The following is an 18,852-nucleotide window of genomic DNA, read 5'->3' as shown; positions in this document are numbered from 1 at the left end:
GCCGCGGCAACGCCGCCGCCCCTCACACCACGCGTTACAGCCGCTGCACGCTCAACTCACCCGGCGACCCGGCCAGCCCAGGCTGGCCAGCGGCGCCGGGACGCCCGTCGGCACCGCCATCGGTGCGATAGACCAGGCAGCCTTTGCTCGCCCCGCCCTGCCCCGGTTTGCCGGCAACGCCCGGCGCACCTGGCGCGCCGCCGTCCAGACGCACCTTGATCTGCTCCGCCGGATAATCCGCCGGCAGGCTCAGGCGCACCCGGCCACCGGGAGCACCGTCATGACCATTGCCGCCGTTGTCACCATTGGCGCCACGGCTGGCCTGGCCCCAGGTGCAACCACCAGCCTTGCCGTTGGCGCCATCGAGGCCGACGTAGCCCGGCGCACCGGCGCCACCGCGGGCGTCGATGGACAGCAGCGGTGCCTGCAAACGGTTCAGCCGCAGGTCCAGGTTACGGCCTGACTGTGCCGGCTTTTCATACGTCCCCGGCGCGCCATGGGCGGCGATCTGGCTGCCTTCGGCGAGCTGCGCGCTGCCCGCCTCGATACGCAGGGTGTCCTGGGCCGGCACCACGGCAATTCGTGCATCGCGGCCGAGTGTCAGTTGATCGACTTTCAGCTCCACCAGACTGGACGGCAGCAGCAAGGTGGCGGAATCCGCCACATCGAGGCGCTCCAGGTGAACGACACTGGCCTTGTTTGCCAGGCGCAGCACCGAATGCGGTGCAACGCTCAGGGCATCGGCCATGCTCAGCGGGCTGAACAACGCGGTCAACAGCATCAGCTTACGCATGCTTGGCTTCCTTGGGAGGTGCGGGGATGGAGAGGATATGGAAGATGCCCACCAGCAGAATCTGCAGGCGGTCGAACCAGCGGTGGCTGCGCTGGCGCAGGCGACCGTTGAAGAACAGGATTTCGAGCAGATGAAGCCCCAGCAGTGAGGCGCCGGCCAGGTTGATCAACTGGTGGAACGGCGGTTGCGCGGGAATCAGCAGATTCACCAGCACCACCCACCAGAACACCACTGTCAGCGCCTTGAACAAGCCGAGAAAGCCTTTCATAGCCTTGCCTCCTGAAGGGTTCGCGTCAGCCGTGGCGGTCCGCCAGGAGACAGACTGCCACCATAACGGCTGACGCCGCGCCGATCAATTGAGGTGCAGCTCTACCCGGCGATTCTGCGCACGGCCAGCGTCGGTTTCATTGTCTGCGACCGGCTCGCTTTCGCCGCGCCCCTGGCTGGTGACTTTCTGCGGCGATACGCCCTGGTTGATGAGGTACTCGGCGGCGGCGCTGGCGCGGCGCTCGGAGAGGCTCTGGTTATAGGCGTCGGTGCCCTTGCTGTCGGTGTGCCCGACCACGCGGATGCGGGTCACCGCCGGGTTACTCAGGCGCTCGACCAGCGCTTGCAGTTGCTGCTGCGCGGCCGGCATCAATTCGGCCGAGTCGAAGGCGAACAGCACATTGCCCTGGTCACTGAGGGTGATGACTTCCTGCACCGGCTCAGGCTCGGCGACTTTTTCCGATACCGGGTACTGCGGCAGCGGGCAGCCGTTGTGGCTGACCGGGGTATTGGCCGGGGTGTCCGGGCAGCGGTCACGGCGGTCGAACACGCCGTCGCCGTCTTCGTCGCCGTCATGGGCGAAGCAGATCAGGCCGCCGGCAATGGCACCGGCGGCACCACCGCCGGCTGCCCATGCCGAGCTTTCGATGGCACCGAGGCCACCGCCTACCAGGCCGCCGAGCAGGCTGCACAGCGGCCAGGTCCGTTGATTGAGCGGTGCGCTTCCATCGCTGTGGGTCGCGCAACCGGAAAGCAAGCCGGCCGCCAACAACACGGGAAGCGCGGCTCTGGTAAGTGCGGTCATGGGGGAATGCCTCCTGTGTTACTGGCTATTACCAGCACACAGGAGTAAAGACCGGCCCGTGGCACTTCACAAGCCACGGGCCGCGAGGCTTCAACGCTCGATGCGGATTTCCGTGCGGCGGTTCTGTGCCCGGCCGTCCGCGGTGCGGTTGTCGGCTTCAGGCTGGCTTTCACCGGCACCGCGCACCGAAACGAAGCTGGCGCGTGGCACGCCGGTTTCGATCAGGTACTCGGTCACCGAATGCGCCCGGCGCTCGGAGAGTTTCTGGTTGTAGGCGTCCGAGCCGACGCTGTCGGTGTGCCCGGTCACGCTCAGCCGGGCGCTTGGCGCTTCCTGTTTCAGGCGAGTGGCGATGGTGTTCAGGCGGGACTTGTCAGCCGCGGTCAGCTTGGCCGAATCGAACTCGAAGTGGATGTCACGGATCACGATGGTCTCTTCCTTCACCACCACCACTTCTTCGACCACCGCGACCGGCACAGGCTCTGGCGGGCAGCCGTTGGCATCGACCTGGACACCACGCGGAGTGCCTGGGCACTTGTCGCGGCTGTCCGGCACGCCATCGCCGTCTTCATCGCCATCACCATGGACATAGCAATAAGCCGCGGCCATGGTGCCGCCCACCAATGCGCCCCAACCGGCCCAACTGCTGCTCTCGATCGCGCCCAATGCGGCGCCACCGACGCCTCCGACGGCTGCACATTTCGGCCAGTCGGTTTTTTGCAAACCTGCACAACCAGTCAATACGCTGGCTAGCAGAACCAGAGGTAAAGCTGTGCGAACTATGCTCATTTGTTGCATCTCCCAGGAGGATTCGGTGCAAAACCGATGCTCTGGGAGTAAAGACCGCAGCGTCCATCTCCGCCAGCAATAAGCCATGACGCAACCACCGCGCCCCTTTGCCTTGGCGCCGTGGCCCGCTAGTCTTGGCGGATCAGATGAGGACCTTCGATGACCGAGAGCTTTTCTTCGCGCACGCCGCAACAGGCCCTGGCCGCGCTATTGGAACACCACGCCCCGCAACGCCTGTTGTTGGTGGGCACCCGCTTCCCCGCCCTGGAAGCCTTCGCCGCGGCGCACCCGCAGGCCAGCATCGACGTCGCCGCGCCCGGCCCGCTGCCAGCGGAACTGGCGGGCAAGCGCTACGACCTGGCGCTGCTGGTGGACTGCCTGGAGCACTTGCCCAAGCGCAATGGCCTTGAACTGGTGGGCGGCATCCGCAACCTCAACGCCAGCCGCATCGCCGTGCTGGCCGACCTCGCCGCCAGCGGCTGGGAAGACACTGATTTCTACTCGCTGGCGCTGCAGGCCAACGAGCGTTTCCAGCGTGATGACCAGGTCCTCGGCCTGTTCAGCTACGATCTGCGTGACTATAAACAGGTACCCGACTGGCTCAACGCCAAGTTCTGGGCCAATCCGCAAAACTTCGGCAAGTACTGGTGGTGACGCGATGAGTGTTTCGGTTTGTCCCTGCGGCAGCGGCAACCTGTTGGATACCTGCTGCGGGCACTATCACGCCGGGCAACCCGCCCCGGACGCCCAAACGCTGATGCGTTCGCGCTACAGCGCCTATGTGTTGGGCCTGGTGGACTATCTGGTGAAAACCACCCTGCCGGTGCAACAGGCCGGCCTCGACCGCCCGGCCATCGCCGCCTGGAGTGCGCAAAGCACCTGGCTGGGGCTGGAAGTGGAATCGGCGGAGGTCTTCGGCGGCCAGCCCGAGCACGCTTTCGTCACCTTCACCGCGCGCTGGCATGACGCTGATGGCGAACACAGCCACCGCGAGCGTTCGGCCTTCGTGCAGAACCAGGGCCACTGGCACTTCATCGACCCGACCGTCGGCCTCAAGGCCGGCCGCAACGACGCCTGCCCCTGCGCCAGCGGGCAGAAATTCAAGAAGTGCTGTTCCAGTTATGTAGGCGGATAGCGACCATGCGCCGTCTGGCCCGTCTGTCAGTGCTCATGCTCCTGCTGAGCCTGACAGGCTGCGCCAGTTGGCTGGACAGCGACTTCCGCGATCCCGAGGTGCACCTGATCAAGGTGGAAACGGTCAAGGCGCGGCTGATGCAGCAGCGCTTCATCCTTCACTTTCGTATCGACAACCCCAACGACAGCGCCTTGCAGGTTCGCGGCCTGAGCTACGCGGTACGGCTCAACGAGCTGTTGCTGGCCGAGGGCGACGACGGCCAGTGGCTGCGGATCGACGCCCACGGCCGGCGCACCGTCCAGGTCGAGGTGCGAACCAACCTCTGGCAGCACCTGAAACCGCTGGCGAAGATGCTGCGCACCCACCGACCGCTGCACTACCGCCTCGAAGGCACCCTGCGCACCGGATTATTCTTCACCCGCGACCTGCACTTGTCCCGCAGTGGTGAGATAATTCCCGGCGATTTTGTCCCGGAGTAACCCAGATGACCCAGCAACCCCACGTTCACGGCCCTGATTGCAATCATGATCACGACCATCACCACGATCACGACCACGGCCATGTGCACGGTCCGCACTGCAACCATGCGCCCCAGGAGCCGGTGCGCAACACGTTGAAAGATGTCGGCCGTAACGACCCTTGCCCCTGCGGCAGCGAGAAAAAATTCAAGAAGTGCCACGGCGCCTGAGTGTGACTTCCTGTAACAGCGGTCGCGCTTTGTGATATCCATAACGCCGACCGCTGCGCCCGAGCGCGGCAGAACGACGGCAGCATGCACCATGCTGCCGTTTCCTGATGGAGCGCCTCATGATCGATCTGTACTACTGGACCACCCCCAACGGCCACAAGATCAGCCTGTTTCTTGAGGAGACCGGCCTTCCGTACCGGATCCACCCGATCAACATCGGCAAAGGCGAGCAATTCGCCGCCGACTTCCTGAAAATCGCCCCCAACAACCGCATTCCGGCCATCGTCGACAACGACACCGCCGACGGCCAGCCCCTGTCGCTGTTCGAATCCGGGGCCATCCTGCTGTACCTCGCCGAAAAAACCGGCCAGTTCATTCCGCAAGACCTGCGCGGGCGCCAGGAAGCCCTGCAATGGCTGTTCTGGCAGATGGGCGGCCTCGGCCCGATGGCCGGGCAGAACCACCATTTCAACCGCTTCGCGCCGGAAAAGATCCCCTACGCCATCAAGCGCTATGTCGACGAGACCGCGCGGCTCTACGGGGTGCTGAACAAGCGCCTGGAAGACCGACCGTTCGTCGCCGGCGAGGCGTACAGCATTGCCGACATGGCGATCTACCCGTGGATCGTCCCGCACAAATGGCAGGGGCAGGATCTCGACAACTTCCCGGCCCTTAAAGGCTGGTTCGAGCGCATTCAGGCCCGTCCCGCCACCCAGCGCGCCTACGCCCTGGTGGAAAAGATCAACCCGCCGCAGCCATAAGCCCGCGTCACCGGCGCGGCGCTTTGCAAATAAAGCCCGCGCCCCCGCTTGCACGGGGCCATCGCGCTCACTAACGTAGCGCCTTTCAGCCGCCCCCCCCTTGCAGGAGCCTTGCCATGGCCTCGCCAGCCTTTCCCCTTTCACGTCTTCGGTTCGGCGTCGCCGCGGCCGCACTCGGGCTGCTCAGCCTGGGTGGTTGCCAGATGGGCAACGTTCGCGACAGCGTGCCACCGACCGTCGGGGTCGAGCCGCTCAAGGGCCTGGCGCAGAACGTTTCGGTACGGCGCAATACCCAGGGCATGCCGCTGATCGAAAGCAGCTCCTTCCATGACGCCCTGTTCAGCCTCGGCTACGTGCACGCCTCCGACCGCATCGGCCAGATGCTCGGCATGCGCCTGCTGGCCCAGGGTCGACTTTCCGAGATGGCCGGCGCCGAGGCGCTGGACATCGACCGTTTCATGCGCGCCACCAACCTCCGTCAGAGCGCCACCCAGCTCTATGCCGACGCCTCGCCGCGCCTGAAGCGCTTCTTCGAGGTCTATGCCCGCGGCGTCAACGCCTACCTGTTCCGCTATCGCGAAAAACTGCCGTCGCCGCTGGCCGGCTACCGCCCGGAGTACTGGAAAGCCGAAGACTCGGCGCTGGTCTTCGCCCTCTACAGCTTCAGCCAGTCGGTGAACCTGCAAGAAGAAATTGCCGCCCTGACCCTGGCGCAGAAAGTCGGTGCCGACAAACTGGCCTGGCTGCTGCCCAACTACCCGGACGAACCGCTGCCGGAGGCCGAGGCCGACAAGCTCAAGGGCCTGAACCTCACCAGCCAGTTGACCGGCCTGGCGCCGGTGGCGGCGGTCAGCGCGCAACTCGCGGCGTTCAACGTGCTCGGCAATGCCAACTCGGCCAACTGGGCCCTCGGCCCACAGCGCAGCCGCAGCGGCCGCAGCCTGCTGGCCAGCGACAGCCAGGGCGGCTGGGTGCTGAGCCCGGTGCAGATCCGCACCACCAAGTACCAGGCAGCCGGCTTCAGCCTGCCCGGCCTGCCTTTCGTGCTCGCCGGCTTCAACGGCAAGCTGGCCTGGAGCGGCAGCGCGGCCATGGGCGACAACCAGGACCTGTACCTGGAAAAACTGCGCCGCCAGGGCAGCCAGTTGCTCTATGAAGTGGACGGCCGCTGGCAGCCGGCGCGGGCGCGTAACGAAACCTTCTTCGTCAAGGGCCAGCGCCCGCAGCGCGAAGTTATCTACGAAACCGGCCACGGCGCTCTGCTCACCGGCGACAAGGGCGGCCTCGGCCTGGCGCTGCGCATGCCCGACCTCAAGGGCGACAAGAGCCTCGACGCGTTCTTCGACCTGTCGCGGGCGCAGAACGTCGAGCGCGCCTTCGACGCCAGCCGCGAGATCGGCGCCGCGGCGCTGAACATGGTGTTCGCCGATGCCAGCAACATCGGCTGGCAAGTCACCGGCCGCTACCCCAACCGCCGCGAAGGCCAGGGCCTGCTGCCCTCGCCGGGCTGGGACAGCCGCTACGACTGGGACGGCTACGCCGACGCCATGCTCCATCCGTACGACCAGGACCCGCTGCAAGGCTGGATCGGCAACGCCAACCAGCGCAGCGCACCGCGTGGCTACGGCATGCAGTTGTCCAATAGCTGGTCGTACCCGGAGCGCGCCGAGCGCCTGGCGCAACTGGCCGGCAACGGCAAGCACGACAGCCGCAGCGTGATCGCCATGCAGAACGATCAGACCACGCTGTTCGCCGGCAAACTCAAGGCCATGTTCGAAGCACCGGGCATGGCCCAGCCGCTGAAAAAGGCCATCGACAGCCTGCCCGCCGAGCAGAAGGCCCGCGCCCGCGAGGCGTACACCCGCCTGATGGCTTTCGATGGCCGCCTGAGCCAGACCTCCGCCGATGCCGCGGTGTACGAGCTGTTCCTCCAGGAAAGCACCCGGCTGACCTTCCTCGACGAACTCGGCCCGGAGTCGAGCCCGGCGTGGCAGGCGTTCGTCGCCAATGCGCGGCTGTCCTACTCGGCCCAGGCCGACCACCTGCTGGGCCGCGACGACAGTCCGTTCTGGGATGACCTCACGACCCCGGCAAAAGAGGACAAACCGACCATCATTGCCCGCAGCCTGGCCGCGGCGATCAGTGCCGGTGAACAGCAACTCGGTGCCGACCGCAAGACCTGGCAGTGGGGCAAGCTGCACCAGTACCAATGGCCGACGGCCAACCTGCATGGTTTGGGCGACAACCTCAGCCGACGGGCGCAAGCGGTGGGCGGCGACCACAGCACCCTGAACCCGTCGGCCTATGCCTGGGGCCAGGACTTCAAGGCCAGCCTCGGCCCGGCAGTACGCATGGTGGTGGACTTCGGCCAGGTCGAGCCGCTGCAATTGCTCACCAGCAGCGGCCAGTCCGGCAACCCGGCCAGCCCGCAGTTCGCCAACGGCCTGGATGCGTGGTTCCGCGGGCAGTACCAGAGCGTGCCGCTGCAGACGCAGAACTTTGAACGGGCGTATGGCAACAAGCGCCTGACCTTGGTGCCAGGGAAGTAATTTATCGGCCTTGAGGGCCTTATCGCTGCGGTTCGGTCCCCCGACAAATCAGCGATAAGGCCCTCAAAAACACCGAACTTCCCCACCCAGTAACCGCTCTACCGATACAAGCCCTCCACCAGCAGCCCTGCCATGGACCTTGTCATCGCCCGCCCCGAAGGCCTCTACTGCCCGCCCGGTGATTTCTATATCGATCCCTGGCGCCCGGTGGAACGGGCGATCATCACCCATGGCCACGGCGACCATGCGCGCACCGGCAACCGCCATTACCTGTGCGCCGCCCCCGGCGCCGGGATCCTGCGAGCCCGCCTCGGCGCCGAGATCAATCTGCAAACCCTGCCCTACCACGAACGCCTGTCGCACCACGGTGTCACCCTCAGTTTCCACCCCGCCGGCCATGTCCTCGGCTCGGCCCAGGTACGCCTGGAATACCAGGGCGAAATCTGGGTCGCGTCGGGGGACTACAAGGTCGAGGCCGATGGCACCTGCGCGCCGTTCGAGCCGGTGCGCTGCCACACCTTCATCACCGAATCCACCTTCGGCCTGCCGATCTACCGCTGGCAGCCGCAGGCCGAGGTGTTCAGCGAAATCAATGAGTGGTGGCGCGGCAACCAGACCCGCGGCAAGGCCAGCGTGTTGTTCTGCTACGCCTTCGGCAAGGCACAGCGCATCCTCCACGGCATCGATGCCAGCCTCGGGCCGATCCTCGCCCACGGCTCGGTCGAACCGCTCAACCGGGTCTACCGCGAGGCCGGCATCCATCTGCCGCCGACGCAATACGCCGGCGATATTCCGCGCAACGACCCGCTGCTGCGCCAGGCCCTGATCATTGCCCCGCCCTCGGCGGGCGGCAGCACCTGGATGCGCCGTTTCGGCGATTACAGCGACGCCTTCGCCAGCGGCTGGATGCGCCTGCGCGGCACCCGGCGGCGGCGCGGGGTCGATCGCGGCTTCGTACTGTCCGACCACGCCGACTGGCCGGGACTGCTCTGGGCCATCGCCGAGACGGGGGCGCAGCGGGTGATGGTCACCCATGGTTCGGTCGGTGTGCTGGTGCGCTATCTCAGCGAACAGGGTCTCGACGCCCGCCCCTTCGTCACCGAATACGGCGACGAAGACGACGCGCCGACCGCAGCGCAGGCCGAGGCATGAAAGCCTTCGCCGAGCTCTACCTGCGCCTGGACGCCACCACCTCCAGCAACGCCAAGTTGCAAGCCCTGCAGGACTACTTCAGTCAGGCGCCAGCGCGGGACGCCGCCTGGGCGGTGTACTTTCTCGCCGGCGGTCGTCCCCGGCAATTGGTGCCCACTCGCCTGCTGCGCGACATCGCCACCCGCCTCGCGGCACTGCCCGAATGGCTGTTCGAGGAAAGTTATCAGGCCGTGGGTGACCTGGCCGAGACCTTCTCCCTGCTCTTGCCGGAGGTCGAACACAGCAGCGACGCGGGCCTGGCGCACTGGGTCGAGGACGAACTGCTGCCGCTGCGCGGCCTGCCAGCGGAAACCCTGTCGCAACGCCTGCCGCAGCTCTGGGCGCAACTGGACCGCAACAGCCTGCTGGTGTGCCTGAAACTGATCACCGGCAGTTTCCGCGTTGGCGTGTCGAAGCTGCTGGTCACCCGCGCCCTGGCGCAACTGGCCGGCCTCGACGCCAAGCAAGTAGCCCAGAGAATGGTCGGCTACACCGACCTCAGTCACCGCCCCACGGCGGACAGCTACCGCGCGCTGATCGCCCCGGCGTCCGCCGACGAGCATGCCCAGCGCGGCGGCCAGCCTTATCCCTTCTTCCTCGCCCACGCCCTGCAACAACCGGTGGAGCAGTTCGACGCCCTGCTCGGGCCGGTCAGCGACTGGCAGGCGGAATGGAAGTGGGACGGCATCCGCGCACAACTGGTCAAGCGCGACGGCCAATTGTGGGTCTGGTCGCGGGGCGAGGAACTGGTCACCGAACGTTTTCCCGAACTCCACACGCTGGCCGCGAGCCTGCCCGACGGCACGGTGCTCGACGGCGAAATCGTGGTGTGGAAGCCGGATACCCAGGCCGACGCTATCGCCGTCCAGCCGTTCGCCCTGTTGCAGCAACGGATCGGCCGCAAGACCCTCGGCAAGAAACTGCTGACCGACGCGCCGGTGGCCCTGCTCGCCTACGACCTGCTGGAGTGGCAGGGCGAAGACTGGCGCAGCCGTCCGCAGCATGAGCGCCGGCGCCAACTGGAAACCGTGGTCGAGCAGGGCCAGGACGCGGTGCTGCACCTGTCGCCCGTGCTCGCCGCCAGCGACTGGGCCGACCTCGCCCGCCAGCGCGAAAACTCCCGCGACCTCGGCGTCGAAGGCCTGATGCTCAAGGCGCGCGATGCCCTCTACGGCGTGGGCCGGACCAAGGACATGGGCGTCTGGTGGAAATGGAAAATCGACCCCTTCACCGTCGACGCTGTGCTGATCTATGCCCAACGCGGCCACGGCCGCCGCGCCAGCCTCTACAGCGATTACACCTTCGCCGTCTGGGACGCCCCGCCCGGCACGCCGGAGCGCACCCTGGTGCCGTTCGCCAAAGCCTATTCCGGGCTCAGCGACGCCGAGATGCGCAGCGTCGACGCCATCATCCGCAAGACCACGATCGAAACCTTCGGCCCGGTGCGCAGTGTCACCCCCAGCATGGTCTTCGAACTGGCCTTCGAAGGCATCGCCCTGTCCCGCCGCCACAAGAGCGGCATCGCCGTGCGTTTCCCGCGCATGGCCCGCTGGCGCCAGGACAAGCCGGTAGAAGAAGCGGATGACCTGGCGACATTGCAGGCGTTGCTCAGCTAGGCGAACGCAGGCAGCGCAAAGTCAGCAGCGCGAACGCCAGCACCGTCAGCGCCACCGCGGCACTGGTGAGCGATACACCTTCGCGGAACGCCGCATCCGCCGCCTGCAACAGCGCCGCCGCATGCTCGCCGCTGCTGACCGTGCGCGCGCCACCCAGGGTCGCCGCCGCGCGGGTCGCCTCGTCCGACAGCCCTTCGGGCAGCACCAATGACAACCGGTACAGCGCCGCGACCGCGCCACCGATCAGCGTCGTGCCCAGCACCACGCCCACCTCATAGGCCGTTTCACTGACCGACGATGCACTGCCCGCACGCTCGGCGGGGACCGAACTCAACACGAGGTCATTGGAGACCGTGGTGATCGCCGCGACACTGATATTGAGCAGTACGAAGGCAACACAGACGCTGACCACACTGGCCTGAACCAGCGCCATCACCGCGAACGCCAGCGCCGCGAGCAGCAGGCAGGCCGCCAGCAACCGGTTGGGCGCCACATTCCGCGCCAACGGCACCACGGCCATGCCGGCGATGATCGCCAGCACCTGGCCGGGCACCAGGATCAGGCTGGCGGCCAGCGGCGCCATGCCGAACACCAATTGCAGCAGTTGCGTGGCGAAGAAGATGAAGCCGATCAGCAGCCCCAGGCTCACCAGGTTCACCGCGATGCACACGCTGAAGGTGCTGTTGCGGAACAGGCGCAGGTCCAGCAGCGGCTCTGCGAGTCGAAACTGCCGCCGCACGAACAACAGGCCCAGGCCCACACCGGCCACCAGCAAGAGCAGGGCCTGGACGTCGAGACCGGTGGTCGCGCCGTGCTTGAGCGCCAGCATTACGCCGGTCATGGCGCCGAGGCTGAGCAGGATGCTGAGGTAATCCGCCGAGCCCCCGGATTGCCGTTGCGTTTCACTGAGCGACGGCGCCAGCACCAGGACCGGCAGCAAGAACGGCAAGGCCACGAGGAACACCGAAGGCCAGTCGAAAAACTGCAACAGCACACCGCCCAGCAACGGCCCCAGCGCCGAACCGATGGTCAGGCAGGTGGCCCAGACCGCCACGGCCACCCGCCGCTCTTCACGGTCGCTGAAGGCACTGCGGATCAGGGCCAGGGTCGCCGGCAAAATCATTGCTCCGAATACGCCCAGCAAGGCGCGTCCGGCAATCAACTGCCAGGCGTGCACCGACAGCGACAGCAGCAGCGACACCAGCGCGAACCCGCCGCACCCGATGAACAGCATGCGTCGATGACCGACCCGGTCACCGGTGCCGCCCATGGTCACCAAAAGACCGGCCAGCACCAACGAATAGGCATCGATCATCCACAACTGGCCAGCGGCGGACGGATTGAGCGCCACGGCAATACGCGGCAAGGCGAAGTTGAGAATGGTGTTATCGATGGTGACCAGTAGAACGGGCAGCATGATCGCCAGCAACGCCAGTGCTTTCGTGCGGTTGCCGAGAATCGCGTACAGCGGGCTCGCTGCTTCTTGCATGGAGTGCTTCTCCCTGAGGTGTATTCAACAACGTGAAAATGCCGGCACACGCCTTGCCGTACTGTTCGACCCCGACGCCGAGGTAGCGGCGCACGGCGTCCAGTTCGGCGCTGAAATGCTCCGGCGTGTCTTGCCGGCAGAACTGATGCAGCAGGTCCAGCCCCTTGCCCAGTTGTTCGCGCTGGCGCGCGGCGTTGTGGTTGTGCTTCTGGATATCCCAGTAGGTCTCGGGCTGGTTTTGCAGGATGCGGGCGGCGAGGCTCAGCAGGGTTTTCATCGGCGGCGGCGCCAGCGCCGCGATCAGCGCCGGATCGCACTCACTGTGTTGCAGGGCAACGGCAAACGCGAGGATCGCCGCATGGGGCAGCGTCTGGCAGACCGCCAAGGTGCGGTCATGCTCGTCGGGGGCCAGGCGGGTGACGAGCATGCCGCGCTCGACCAGCAGTTGCTCGAACCATTCACCCGCTTCGCTGCGCCCGCGCTCGCACAGCACCAGCGGCCGCCCCCGGCAATCGAGGGTCGGCGAAAACATCGGATTCAGGCCCAGCGACGGCACATCGCAAAACAGCCGGGAGGCGCGTAACTGGAACGGAGTCTGCACCGAACAGGTATTGACCAGTACCCGCAACGCAGGCATGGCACCGGCGTAACGCTCCAGCACCTGCAAAGCCGCCTCTTCCGGCAGAGCGATGATCAGCGTGGTGGCGGCCCGCAGCAGTTCCGGCGCCTGTTCGGGCAACAGCAGCGCGTCCATGACCCGCTGATCGAGGCCCGACGGTGCGGCCACCCGATCGATGATGATCGGCGCATGGCCGGCGTCCGCCAGCAGGCCCGCCATGAACTGGCCGACGCAGCCCGCGCCGCCAATGATCAGAATTTTTTCCATGTTCATCCCTTGATGCTGTGAAACGGAACGCTCGCCTTCACCAGTGTTTCCTCCATTTCGTCGGCGGGGTCGGAGGCCGCGACGATCGCCCCGCCGATACCGAAGGTGGCCATGCCGTCCTTCACCACCGCCGTGCGAATGACCACACTCAGTTCGGTGTAGCCGTCCACCCCGATCCAGCCCAGGGCGCCAGAGTAAACGCCACGGGCGGAGGCCTCGAGCCGGTCGATAATAGCCATCGTGCGCACTTTCGGCGCGCCGGTCATGGAGCCGCCCGGAAAGCACGCCTTGATGGCGGTAAACGCATCGACGCCCGCACGCAGCTGCCCCTGCACGGTGGACACCAGTTGGTGGACCGACGAATAGCTTTCAATCGAAAAGGCGTCCGGCACCTCGACGGACCCCGCCACGCAGATGCCGTTGAGGTCGTGCCGGACCAGGTCGACGATCATCAGGTTCTCGGCACGGTCCTTGGCTGATGCGGCCAGGTCGTCGCGCAGCGCCTGATCCGCCAAGGGGCTGCTGCCACGCGGGCGGGTGCCCTTGATCGGCCGGGAGCGGATACGGCCAGTGGCATCGATGTTCAGGAAGGTCTCCGGCGACGCACTGAGGATCGCGAAGGTGCCGGTGTCGATATAGGCGCCATAAGGCACGGGACTGATAGCACGCATGCGCGTGTAGACCGCCAGCGGCGCATCCGGGCAGACCATGCGGGCGCGGTTGGTCAGGCAGATCTCGTATGACTCGCCTTCGGTGATTTGCGCCAGGCAGGCCCTGACTTTTTCCTGGTAGGCGGTCGAGCCGTCGGCGAGGTTCAACGCCGCCTCGGCCACCGGCCCCGGTGAAAATGCGGTGGCAGCGGCGCGGCTGACCGGCGGCACGGGCTTGAGCGACAGGCGCTCGCCCCAGAGGTGGCAGAGATAACCAACGCCAAGCTGATGATCGAACACGATCATGTTTTTCGGCAGGTACAACAGGCTGTCGGGCAGCGGCGACACGTGCAGGTTTTCAGCACCATTGAGCGCCTTGAGTTCGTACCCCAGATAACCCGCCAGCCCGCCACGAAACGGAAACGGCGCCTGCGGCCAGCACTCGGGACGCAACGAGGCGGTGACCCCGGCCATCAGATCGAAGAAGTCACCCGCCAGCGCGGTCTTCCCCGCCGGCCCTTCGATCGTCAGCAGCCGTTGCTCGACGTTATAGCTGAACACCAGCGCCGAATCGGGATCGCAGCGGCCCATCAGCGAATAGCGCGCCCTGCTGCGCTCGGCCCGCTCGCTGTCGAGCCAGAACGCCGCCACGCAGTCACCGAACTGGTGTTCGAAGGTGGCCAGCGGATCGGTGGCGGGGTCCATCAGCCGGTAGTCCGGAGCGAGCGTCGACGGGCCGCCCGCCAGGCGCAAGGCATGAGCCACCTGTTTCTCGATAGCGCCTTTCTGGCACTGCCTCACCATGCGCAGGAAATTGCCGAAGAGCCGCTTGCCGTGCTGCGAGTCGATGGACTCCGGATGAAACTGCACGCCCCAGACCGGGCGCTGCCGATGGGCCAGCGCCATGACCAGCCCACACTCGGAACGGGCCGTCACCTCCAGTGATTCCGGCACTTCGGTGCACACCAGCGAGTGGTAGCGCACGGCGGTGAAGTCCTGCTCGATGCCTTCGAACAGGCCACTGCCCGCATGCCGGATCCGGGTCCTGTAACCGTGCACCGGCGCCGGTGCGTGCTCCACCTGCCCGCCGAAAAAGCAGTTGATGCCCTGATGCCCGAGGCACACGCCCAGCACCGGGAGACCGCCATGTTCCAGGACATCCCGGCACACACCGAAATCCCCAGGGCGGCCGGGATGGCCGGGGCCGGGCGACAGCACCACGGCCTCGTACTGGTCCAGTTCCAGTTGCGCCAGGCTGTGGGTGTTGGGCACCACCACCGGGTGCTCGCCGCAGACCTCATACAGGTACTGGGCGATGTTGTTGGTGAAGGAGTCGAGGTTGTCGATGATCAGTACGCGCATCGTTCATCCCTCGTCCTTGGCGGCGCTGGCCATGACCCGCAGTTCTTCATCACAGGTTTCATCGATGATCAGACGGAACAGCCGGTCGACATAGTCCGGGCGCAATTGCCTCGCGCTGGACAGCGAGCGCACCAGCTCAAGCGTCGAGCTGATGCGCTGCGGTTGCATCATCGAAATGCCATGGGCTGATTTCAGCCTGGCGATGTTCCGGCAGAGCTGCATTCGCTCTGCCAGCAAATCGACCAGTTGCCCGTTGATCCTGTCCAGTTGCGCCCGGTGCGAGCCGAGCACTACAGCGGCATCGTTCGACATGGTTCATTCCTCCACGGCCTGTGCGTTCAGGTGCTGGTTGAGCTGCAGCGCCAGGGTGTCGATCTGGGCCGGGGTATGGGCGGCGGACACCGCGCAGCGCAGCATCGCCTTGCCGCTTTCGACGATGGGATAGAACACCGGAAACATCACCAGGCCCGCCGCCCTCAGGGCCCGGGCGGCAGTGACGCCCTGACGCTCGCTGGCGAACAGGGCGCCGCGGATCGGCGCACACAGGTCGGCGTTCATCATCGGCTGTGCGACGCTTTCATCCAGCCGCCGGACGTTGCGCCACAGCCGCTGCTGCAACGCGTGGATATCGGAAGACAGGTGAATCTGCGCAGCCGCCACGTTCGCCGCCAGCATGGGCACCGCGATGCTGTGACCGAACACCAACGGGTTGGCCAGCGCCTGCAGTTGCCGGGCGTCGTAGCCGGGCCGCAGTACGATGAAGCCTCCCGCCCCGCCGAACGCCTTGCTCAGGGAGCCGGCGATCAGGGTGTTGGCCGGCAGCCGGTGGCCCAGGTTCTCGAAGGCGTAGCCGGCGCCATGGCGTCCGGTGATCGAAATGCCGTGGGCGTCATCGACGTACAGGTAGCCGCCGTGGGTGCGCAGCCGTTCGCTCAGCCGGGCCACCGGCAGCAGGCCGGACATCGAGCCCACGCCGTCGATCAGCAGGACCGGTGTCACGCCCTGTTGGTCGCAGCCACGCAGCACCTCTTCGACGGCGTCGATATCCGCGGTGTCGACCCGGCATACCGGGCCAAACTGCTCCAGCACCCCGCGCAAGACCTGCATCGAGGCGTGGGCGGTGCGATCCACCAGCCACATCACGCCCTTGTCGCGAACGGGATAGCCCTCCATCACGCCACTGCCCAGCAGCGGCAGGACGCCCAGATGGGCATTGCTGGTGGAGGTGAAGACCGTGACCGACGCCCCGTCGTAGATCTCTGACAGCAGTTGTTCCAGTTGGCGCAGGTACACCGGGCTCATCGCCCCGCGGCTGGCCGACAGGTGGATGCCGATCCGCTCCAGCGCCTCCCGGGCAGCCAGGACCAGCGCCGGGTGGCTCTCCAGCCCGAGATAGGAGCAGGAAACGAACTCGGTGCAGGTCGAGCCATCGGCCAGGGTCAGTTCCTTGCCCTTGCGCGCGACCACATCGAATCCGGTCAGGCCACCGGCGGCGGCCGTGCCCAGTGCATCGCTGGTTCGTTGATGGCGCAGCCCCATCCAGGTGTCGCCCTTGCCCGTGTTGTGCTTGCCGTATTGATTCATGCCTTTCTCCCTACGCTGAAAACGGAGGGTCCGGTCGCATCGCCGAAGTCATCGTCCACGCAATGACTGATCGACTGAAAGCCGTGCCTCCTCATTAAGGTTTCAACCTGCTCCACCTGGGCCTCGCCATGCTCGATGAGCAAGGCGCCCGCAGGCTTCAGCACGGTGCTGGCCAGCCGGGCCGAGGCCTCGATCAATTCAGCGCCCTCGTCCCGGGCGTAAATCGCGCCAGGCGGGTGATGACGACTCCACTCCGGTAGCAGGTCGGTGTGCGGTGCAACGTAAGGCGGGTTGGCGACGACCACATCGATCAGCCCGCGGTCGTGTTCGAAGGGGGTGGGCTGGGTGATGTCCGCCGCCATCAGGTTGAGGTGGCGCTCGGCACCGAGCCGGCCGATGTTGCGCTGCAGATAGGCCTGGGCGGTGGGATCAGATTCGACGCAGGTCACCCTCGCGCCGCACGCCGACCAGATCGACAACCCCAGCGCTCCGACTCCGGCACACAGGTCATACACGCAGGATTGGGAATCCAGCCTCAGGTTGCGCTCGATCCAGCGCAGCATTGCCAGGCTCTGGCACCGGGGCACGAACGTCCCGCTGCCAACCATCAGGCGCAGGAAGCCGAAATCGGCGTAACCGAGTATGTGCCCCAGCGGAATGCGCGCGCAGCGCTCCGCCACATCGGCGCGAAACGCCTGCACCCGCTGCTCGTCGAAGCATTCGACGCCGTACAAGTGCTTTGCCACCAGCGCCGCCGTGTCGGCACCCGGATCCCAGACCCCGGCGTCGGCCAGGGCACGCAATGCCGCCGCGCGGTGCCCTGCGATCCATGCCGCGGTCATGACCACGCCTCGTAGTAACGGGCCAGTCTCTGGAACATCGAGGGGTACAGCCAGGAGAAGGCAATCAGCTCCGGCGGCGGCGTGAAGCTCGGGTGCAGTGCCTCGACCAGCCGGGTGTAGTTCTCGTTCATGCCGCGATCCAGCAGCGGCATCCAGTAGGGCTTGATATCCCAGCGGTATTCGTAACCGGTGGCGAACATCTGCCGCACCGTTTCGGTGAGGGTGTCAGCCCGCGACGCGACCTGCAGCGGCGCCCGCAACGGGGTGAAGGCCGACAGGTCGAGCTTGTTGTCGCGGCCCTCGATCTGGTCCGCGACCCAGGCCGCCAACAATGGCGACTGGTGCAAACCGTCGCGGTAGGTGCCAGTGACCATCCACAGGCCGTCGTATCCGCACGGCCCTATCAACGGGAATCCATCGGCGGCGATCGGCCGGTTGCCCACCTGGATATCCACGATTTCGGCGTCATGAAGGTCGAGGTTGAGCTGGTCTACAGCGCAGTCGAGGAGGAACTGCACGTCGGAAACCAGGGCCTGGCTGCGCGGTTGTTCCGCGAGGATATTGGTCGCGCCGAGGTAGAGCAGGTCATCGCCCCGGGGCAGACAGTGCAAGCCACAGGCGAAGGCGCGATTGGGCGTACGGATCACGGTTTCAGGCAGTTTTTGGCCGGCCTTGGGCCGCAACAGCAGCGACACGCCATAGCCGGCGAACAGCGGCGGAATCTTGCGTCCCACGTCCTCCAGTTCGTCGAACAGGTCCAGTGACTGCACGCCCGCCGCCACCACCACGTGTTTTCCCGCGATAGAGCGGCCGTCGTCCAGCATCACGCCGGTGGCGACGGCACCTTCCACGAGGATCTTGCGGGCCGTTGCATCGATGATCGTGCCGCCGGTTCCCAGTAATGCCGTATCAAGTTTCTCCAGCAGCAGGTGGGGATCGATTGCGTTTTCATCCGGAATGAACAGCGCGCGCATCGGCCTGACCAGATCATTGGCCTTGATCCATTCAAGTTCATCCGGCGCCACCGAAGTATGCAATACCTGAAAATCACGCAGGCTCTGTTCAATGGCGGCGTAGTTGGCACTGTCAACTTCCGCCATGCCCGCAGAGTTTAGAATTACATGCGTTCCGCAGGCGGCCAGTAATCCCTTGTTATTGCTGCTGGCCGTTGCAAGGCGCTCTTCCCAGTCGGCCCACAGACTTTTCGCTTGTATATCCATGACCAACTTCAGGCGACCAGGCTCCGAAGACAACAGTGTCCTGGTCACCTCACCGAAACAGCCATTCATCGCCCCCGCAGCCCGGGACGCCGCATTGCGCCGGGCGGTCTCGCCCACGCGGCAGACCGAGAGCCCGCGGCTGGCCAGTTCGAATGCAATGGAGCCACCAATCGCCCCACTCCCGACTACAACAACGTCGTACACCATGGTCATCTCCAACATTAA

Annotated in this window: 19 protein-coding genes; 8 read left to right on the top strand and 11 right to left on the bottom strand. The window is 65.9% G+C overall.

Features of this window, described 5'->3' with window-relative positions; genetic code table 11:
- Positions 1–34: 34 nt before the first annotated feature.
- The 4 genes from CKW37_RS06905 to CKW37_RS06890 form a co-directional block, all read right to left on the bottom strand.
- Positions 35–793 (bottom strand): collagen-like protein, encoded by a 759-nt coding sequence (locus tag CKW37_RS06905; protein ID WP_095154929.1) that lies wholly within the window; start codon positions 791–793, stop codon positions 35–37.
- On the bottom strand, positions 786–1,061 hold the full coding sequence (locus tag CKW37_RS06900) for a DUF1145 domain-containing protein (protein ID WP_095154928.1): 276 nt from the start codon (positions 1,059–1,061) through the stop codon (positions 786–788). Before CKW37_RS06900 ends, CKW37_RS06905 begins: the two co-directional genes overlap by 8 nt.
- An 84-nt stretch (positions 1,062–1,145) precedes the next feature.
- Positions 1,146–1,865, bottom strand: a complete 720-nt coding sequence (locus CKW37_RS06895; RefSeq protein WP_095154927.1) for an OmpA family protein — start codon at positions 1,863–1,865, stop codon at positions 1,146–1,148.
- Between the two features lie 90 nt (positions 1,866–1,955).
- Positions 1,956–2,654, bottom strand: coding sequence for an OmpA family protein (locus tag CKW37_RS06890; protein WP_095154926.1), 699 nt, complete (start codon positions 2,652–2,654; stop codon positions 1,956–1,958).
- Positions 2,655–2,813: 159 nt separating this feature from the next.
- Between CKW37_RS06890 and CKW37_RS06885 the strand changes: the two genes are divergently transcribed.
- From CKW37_RS06885 to CKW37_RS06850, 8 genes are all read left to right on the top strand, one after another.
- The gene (locus CKW37_RS06885; protein WP_095154925.1) at positions 2,814–3,308 is read left to right on the top strand and encodes a DUF6231 family protein; all 495 of its coding nucleotides are present in this window, start codon (positions 2,814–2,816) and stop codon (positions 3,306–3,308) included.
- 4 nt (positions 3,309–3,312) lie between these two features.
- Entirely contained in the window at positions 3,313–3,789 is a 477-nt protein-coding gene (locus tag CKW37_RS06880) for a YchJ family protein (RefSeq protein WP_095154924.1), read from the top strand.
- A gap of 5 nt (positions 3,790–3,794) precedes the next feature.
- A complete protein-coding gene (locus tag CKW37_RS06875) occupies positions 3,795–4,268 on the top strand; it encodes an LEA type 2 family protein (protein WP_095154923.1) in 474 nt (157 codons plus the stop codon).
- A gap of 5 nt (positions 4,269–4,273) precedes the next feature.
- The gene (locus CKW37_RS06870) at positions 4,274–4,477 is read left to right on the top strand and encodes an SEC-C metal-binding domain-containing protein (RefSeq protein WP_095154922.1); all 204 of its coding nucleotides are present in this window, start codon (positions 4,274–4,276) and stop codon (positions 4,475–4,477) included.
- Positions 4,478–4,596: 119 nt separating this feature from the next.
- Positions 4,597–5,238: a glutathione binding-like protein gene (locus tag CKW37_RS06865; RefSeq protein ID WP_095154921.1), complete on the top strand. Its 642-nt coding sequence runs from the start codon at positions 4,597–4,599 to the stop codon at positions 5,236–5,238.
- Between the two features lie 116 nt (positions 5,239–5,354).
- Positions 5,355–7,787, top strand: coding sequence for a penicillin acylase family protein (locus tag CKW37_RS06860; protein WP_095154920.1), 2,433 nt, complete (start codon positions 5,355–5,357; stop codon positions 7,785–7,787).
- A gap of 132 nt (positions 7,788–7,919) precedes the next feature.
- On the top strand, positions 7,920–8,939 hold the full coding sequence (locus CKW37_RS06855; protein WP_095154919.1) for a ligase-associated DNA damage response exonuclease: 1,020 nt from the start codon (positions 7,920–7,922) through the stop codon (positions 8,937–8,939).
- A complete protein-coding gene (locus CKW37_RS06850; RefSeq protein WP_095154918.1) occupies positions 8,936–10,594 on the top strand; it encodes an ATP-dependent DNA ligase in 1,659 nt (552 codons plus the stop codon). The genes CKW37_RS06855 and CKW37_RS06850 overlap by 4 nt, the downstream gene beginning before the upstream one ends.
- Here CKW37_RS06850 and CKW37_RS06845 read toward each other — a convergent pair.
- The 7 genes from CKW37_RS06845 to CKW37_RS06815 are packed head-to-tail and all read right to left on the bottom strand — an operon-like array spanning position 10,587 to position 18,834.
- Entirely contained in the window at positions 10,587–12,083 is a 1,497-nt protein-coding gene (locus CKW37_RS06845; protein WP_095154917.1) for an MFS transporter, read from the bottom strand. The two genes, CKW37_RS06850 and CKW37_RS06845, sit on opposite strands and share 8 nt — an antisense overlap.
- Positions 11,980–12,969, bottom strand: a complete 990-nt coding sequence (locus CKW37_RS06840; RefSeq protein ID WP_159985228.1) for a prephenate dehydrogenase dimerization domain-containing protein — start codon at positions 12,967–12,969, stop codon at positions 11,980–11,982. Before CKW37_RS06840 ends, CKW37_RS06845 begins: the two co-directional genes overlap by 104 nt.
- Positions 12,970–12,971: 2 nt before the next feature.
- Positions 12,972–14,981, bottom strand: a complete 2,010-nt coding sequence (gene pabB, locus CKW37_RS06835; protein ID WP_095154915.1) for an aminodeoxychorismate synthase component I — start codon at positions 14,979–14,981, stop codon at positions 12,972–12,974.
- Between the two features lie 3 nt (positions 14,982–14,984).
- A complete protein-coding gene (locus CKW37_RS06830) occupies positions 14,985–15,293 on the bottom strand; it encodes a chorismate mutase (RefSeq protein WP_095154914.1) in 309 nt (102 codons plus the stop codon).
- A gap of 3 nt (positions 15,294–15,296) precedes the next feature.
- Complete coding sequence (locus tag CKW37_RS06825; RefSeq protein ID WP_095154913.1) at positions 15,297–16,565, bottom strand: aminotransferase class I/II-fold pyridoxal phosphate-dependent enzyme; 1,269 nt, start codon at positions 16,563–16,565, stop codon at positions 15,297–15,299.
- Positions 16,562–17,407: an RsmD family RNA methyltransferase gene (locus CKW37_RS06820; RefSeq protein WP_095154912.1), complete on the bottom strand. Its 846-nt coding sequence runs from the start codon at positions 17,405–17,407 to the stop codon at positions 16,562–16,564. The genes CKW37_RS06825 and CKW37_RS06820 overlap by 4 nt, the downstream gene beginning before the upstream one ends.
- The gene (locus CKW37_RS06815) at positions 17,404–18,834 is read right to left on the bottom strand and encodes an FAD-binding oxidoreductase (protein ID WP_095154978.1); all 1,431 of its coding nucleotides are present in this window, start codon (positions 18,832–18,834) and stop codon (positions 17,404–17,406) included. Before CKW37_RS06815 ends, CKW37_RS06820 begins: the two co-directional genes overlap by 4 nt.
- Positions 18,835–18,852 lie beyond the last annotated feature (18 nt).

This window comes from Pseudomonas sp. Irchel 3E13, assembly GCF_900187455.1.
Classification (GTDB): domain Bacteria; phylum Pseudomonadota; class Gammaproteobacteria; order Pseudomonadales; family Pseudomonadaceae; genus Aquipseudomonas.
Note: the sequence above shows the minus strand (reverse complement) of the source record. Positions and strands in the feature narration are given on the sequence as shown.

Coding starts and splice junctions, on each gene's coding strand:
- CKW37_RS06875 (WP_095154923.1), top strand. CDS start 3,795: ATGCGCCGTCTGGCCCGTCTGTCAGTGCTCATGCTCCTGCTGAGCCTG.
- CKW37_RS06850 (WP_095154918.1), top strand. CDS start 8,936: ATGAAAGCCTTCGCCGAGCTCTACCTGCGCCTGGACGCCACCACCTCC.
- CKW37_RS06855 (WP_095154919.1), top strand. CDS start 7,920: ATGGACCTTGTCATCGCCCGCCCCGAAGGCCTCTACTGCCCGCCCGGT.
- CKW37_RS06840 (WP_159985228.1), bottom strand. CDS start 12,969: ATGGAAAAAATTCTGATCATTGGCGGCGCGGGCTGCGTCGGCCAGTTC.
- CKW37_RS06880 (WP_095154924.1), top strand. CDS start 3,313: ATGAGTGTTTCGGTTTGTCCCTGCGGCAGCGGCAACCTGTTGGATACC.
- CKW37_RS06860 (WP_095154920.1), top strand. CDS start 5,355: ATGGCCTCGCCAGCCTTTCCCCTTTCACGTCTTCGGTTCGGCGTCGCC.
- CKW37_RS06905 (WP_095154929.1), bottom strand. CDS start 793: ATGCGTAAGCTGATGCTGTTGACCGCGTTGTTCAGCCCGCTGAGCATG.
- CKW37_RS06895 (WP_095154927.1), bottom strand. CDS start 1,865: ATGACCGCACTTACCAGAGCCGCGCTTCCCGTGTTGTTGGCGGCCGGC.
- CKW37_RS06825 (WP_095154913.1), bottom strand. CDS start 16,565: ATGAATCAATACGGCAAGCACAACACGGGCAAGGGCGACACCTGGATG.
- CKW37_RS06830 (WP_095154914.1), bottom strand. CDS start 15,293: ATGTCGAACGATGCCGCTGTAGTGCTCGGCTCGCACCGGGCGCAACTG.
- CKW37_RS06865 (WP_095154921.1), top strand. CDS start 4,597: ATGATCGATCTGTACTACTGGACCACCCCCAACGGCCACAAGATCAGC.
- pabB (WP_095154915.1), bottom strand. CDS start 14,981: ATGCGCGTACTGATCATCGACAACCTCGACTCCTTCACCAACAACATC.
- CKW37_RS06870 (WP_095154922.1), top strand. CDS start 4,274: ATGACCCAGCAACCCCACGTTCACGGCCCTGATTGCAATCATGATCAC.
- CKW37_RS06890 (WP_095154926.1), bottom strand. CDS start 2,654: ATGAGCATAGTTCGCACAGCTTTACCTCTGGTTCTGCTAGCCAGCGTA.
- CKW37_RS06815 (WP_095154978.1), bottom strand. CDS start 18,834: ATGGTGTACGACGTTGTTGTAGTCGGGAGTGGGGCGATTGGTGGCTCC.
- CKW37_RS06845 (WP_095154917.1), bottom strand. CDS start 12,083: ATGCAAGAAGCAGCGAGCCCGCTGTACGCGATTCTCGGCAACCGCACG.
- CKW37_RS06900 (WP_095154928.1), bottom strand. CDS start 1,061: ATGAAAGGCTTTCTCGGCTTGTTCAAGGCGCTGACAGTGGTGTTCTGG.
- CKW37_RS06820 (WP_095154912.1), bottom strand. CDS start 17,407: ATGACCGCGGCATGGATCGCAGGGCACCGCGCGGCGGCATTGCGTGCC.
- CKW37_RS06885 (WP_095154925.1), top strand. CDS start 2,814: ATGACCGAGAGCTTTTCTTCGCGCACGCCGCAACAGGCCCTGGCCGCG.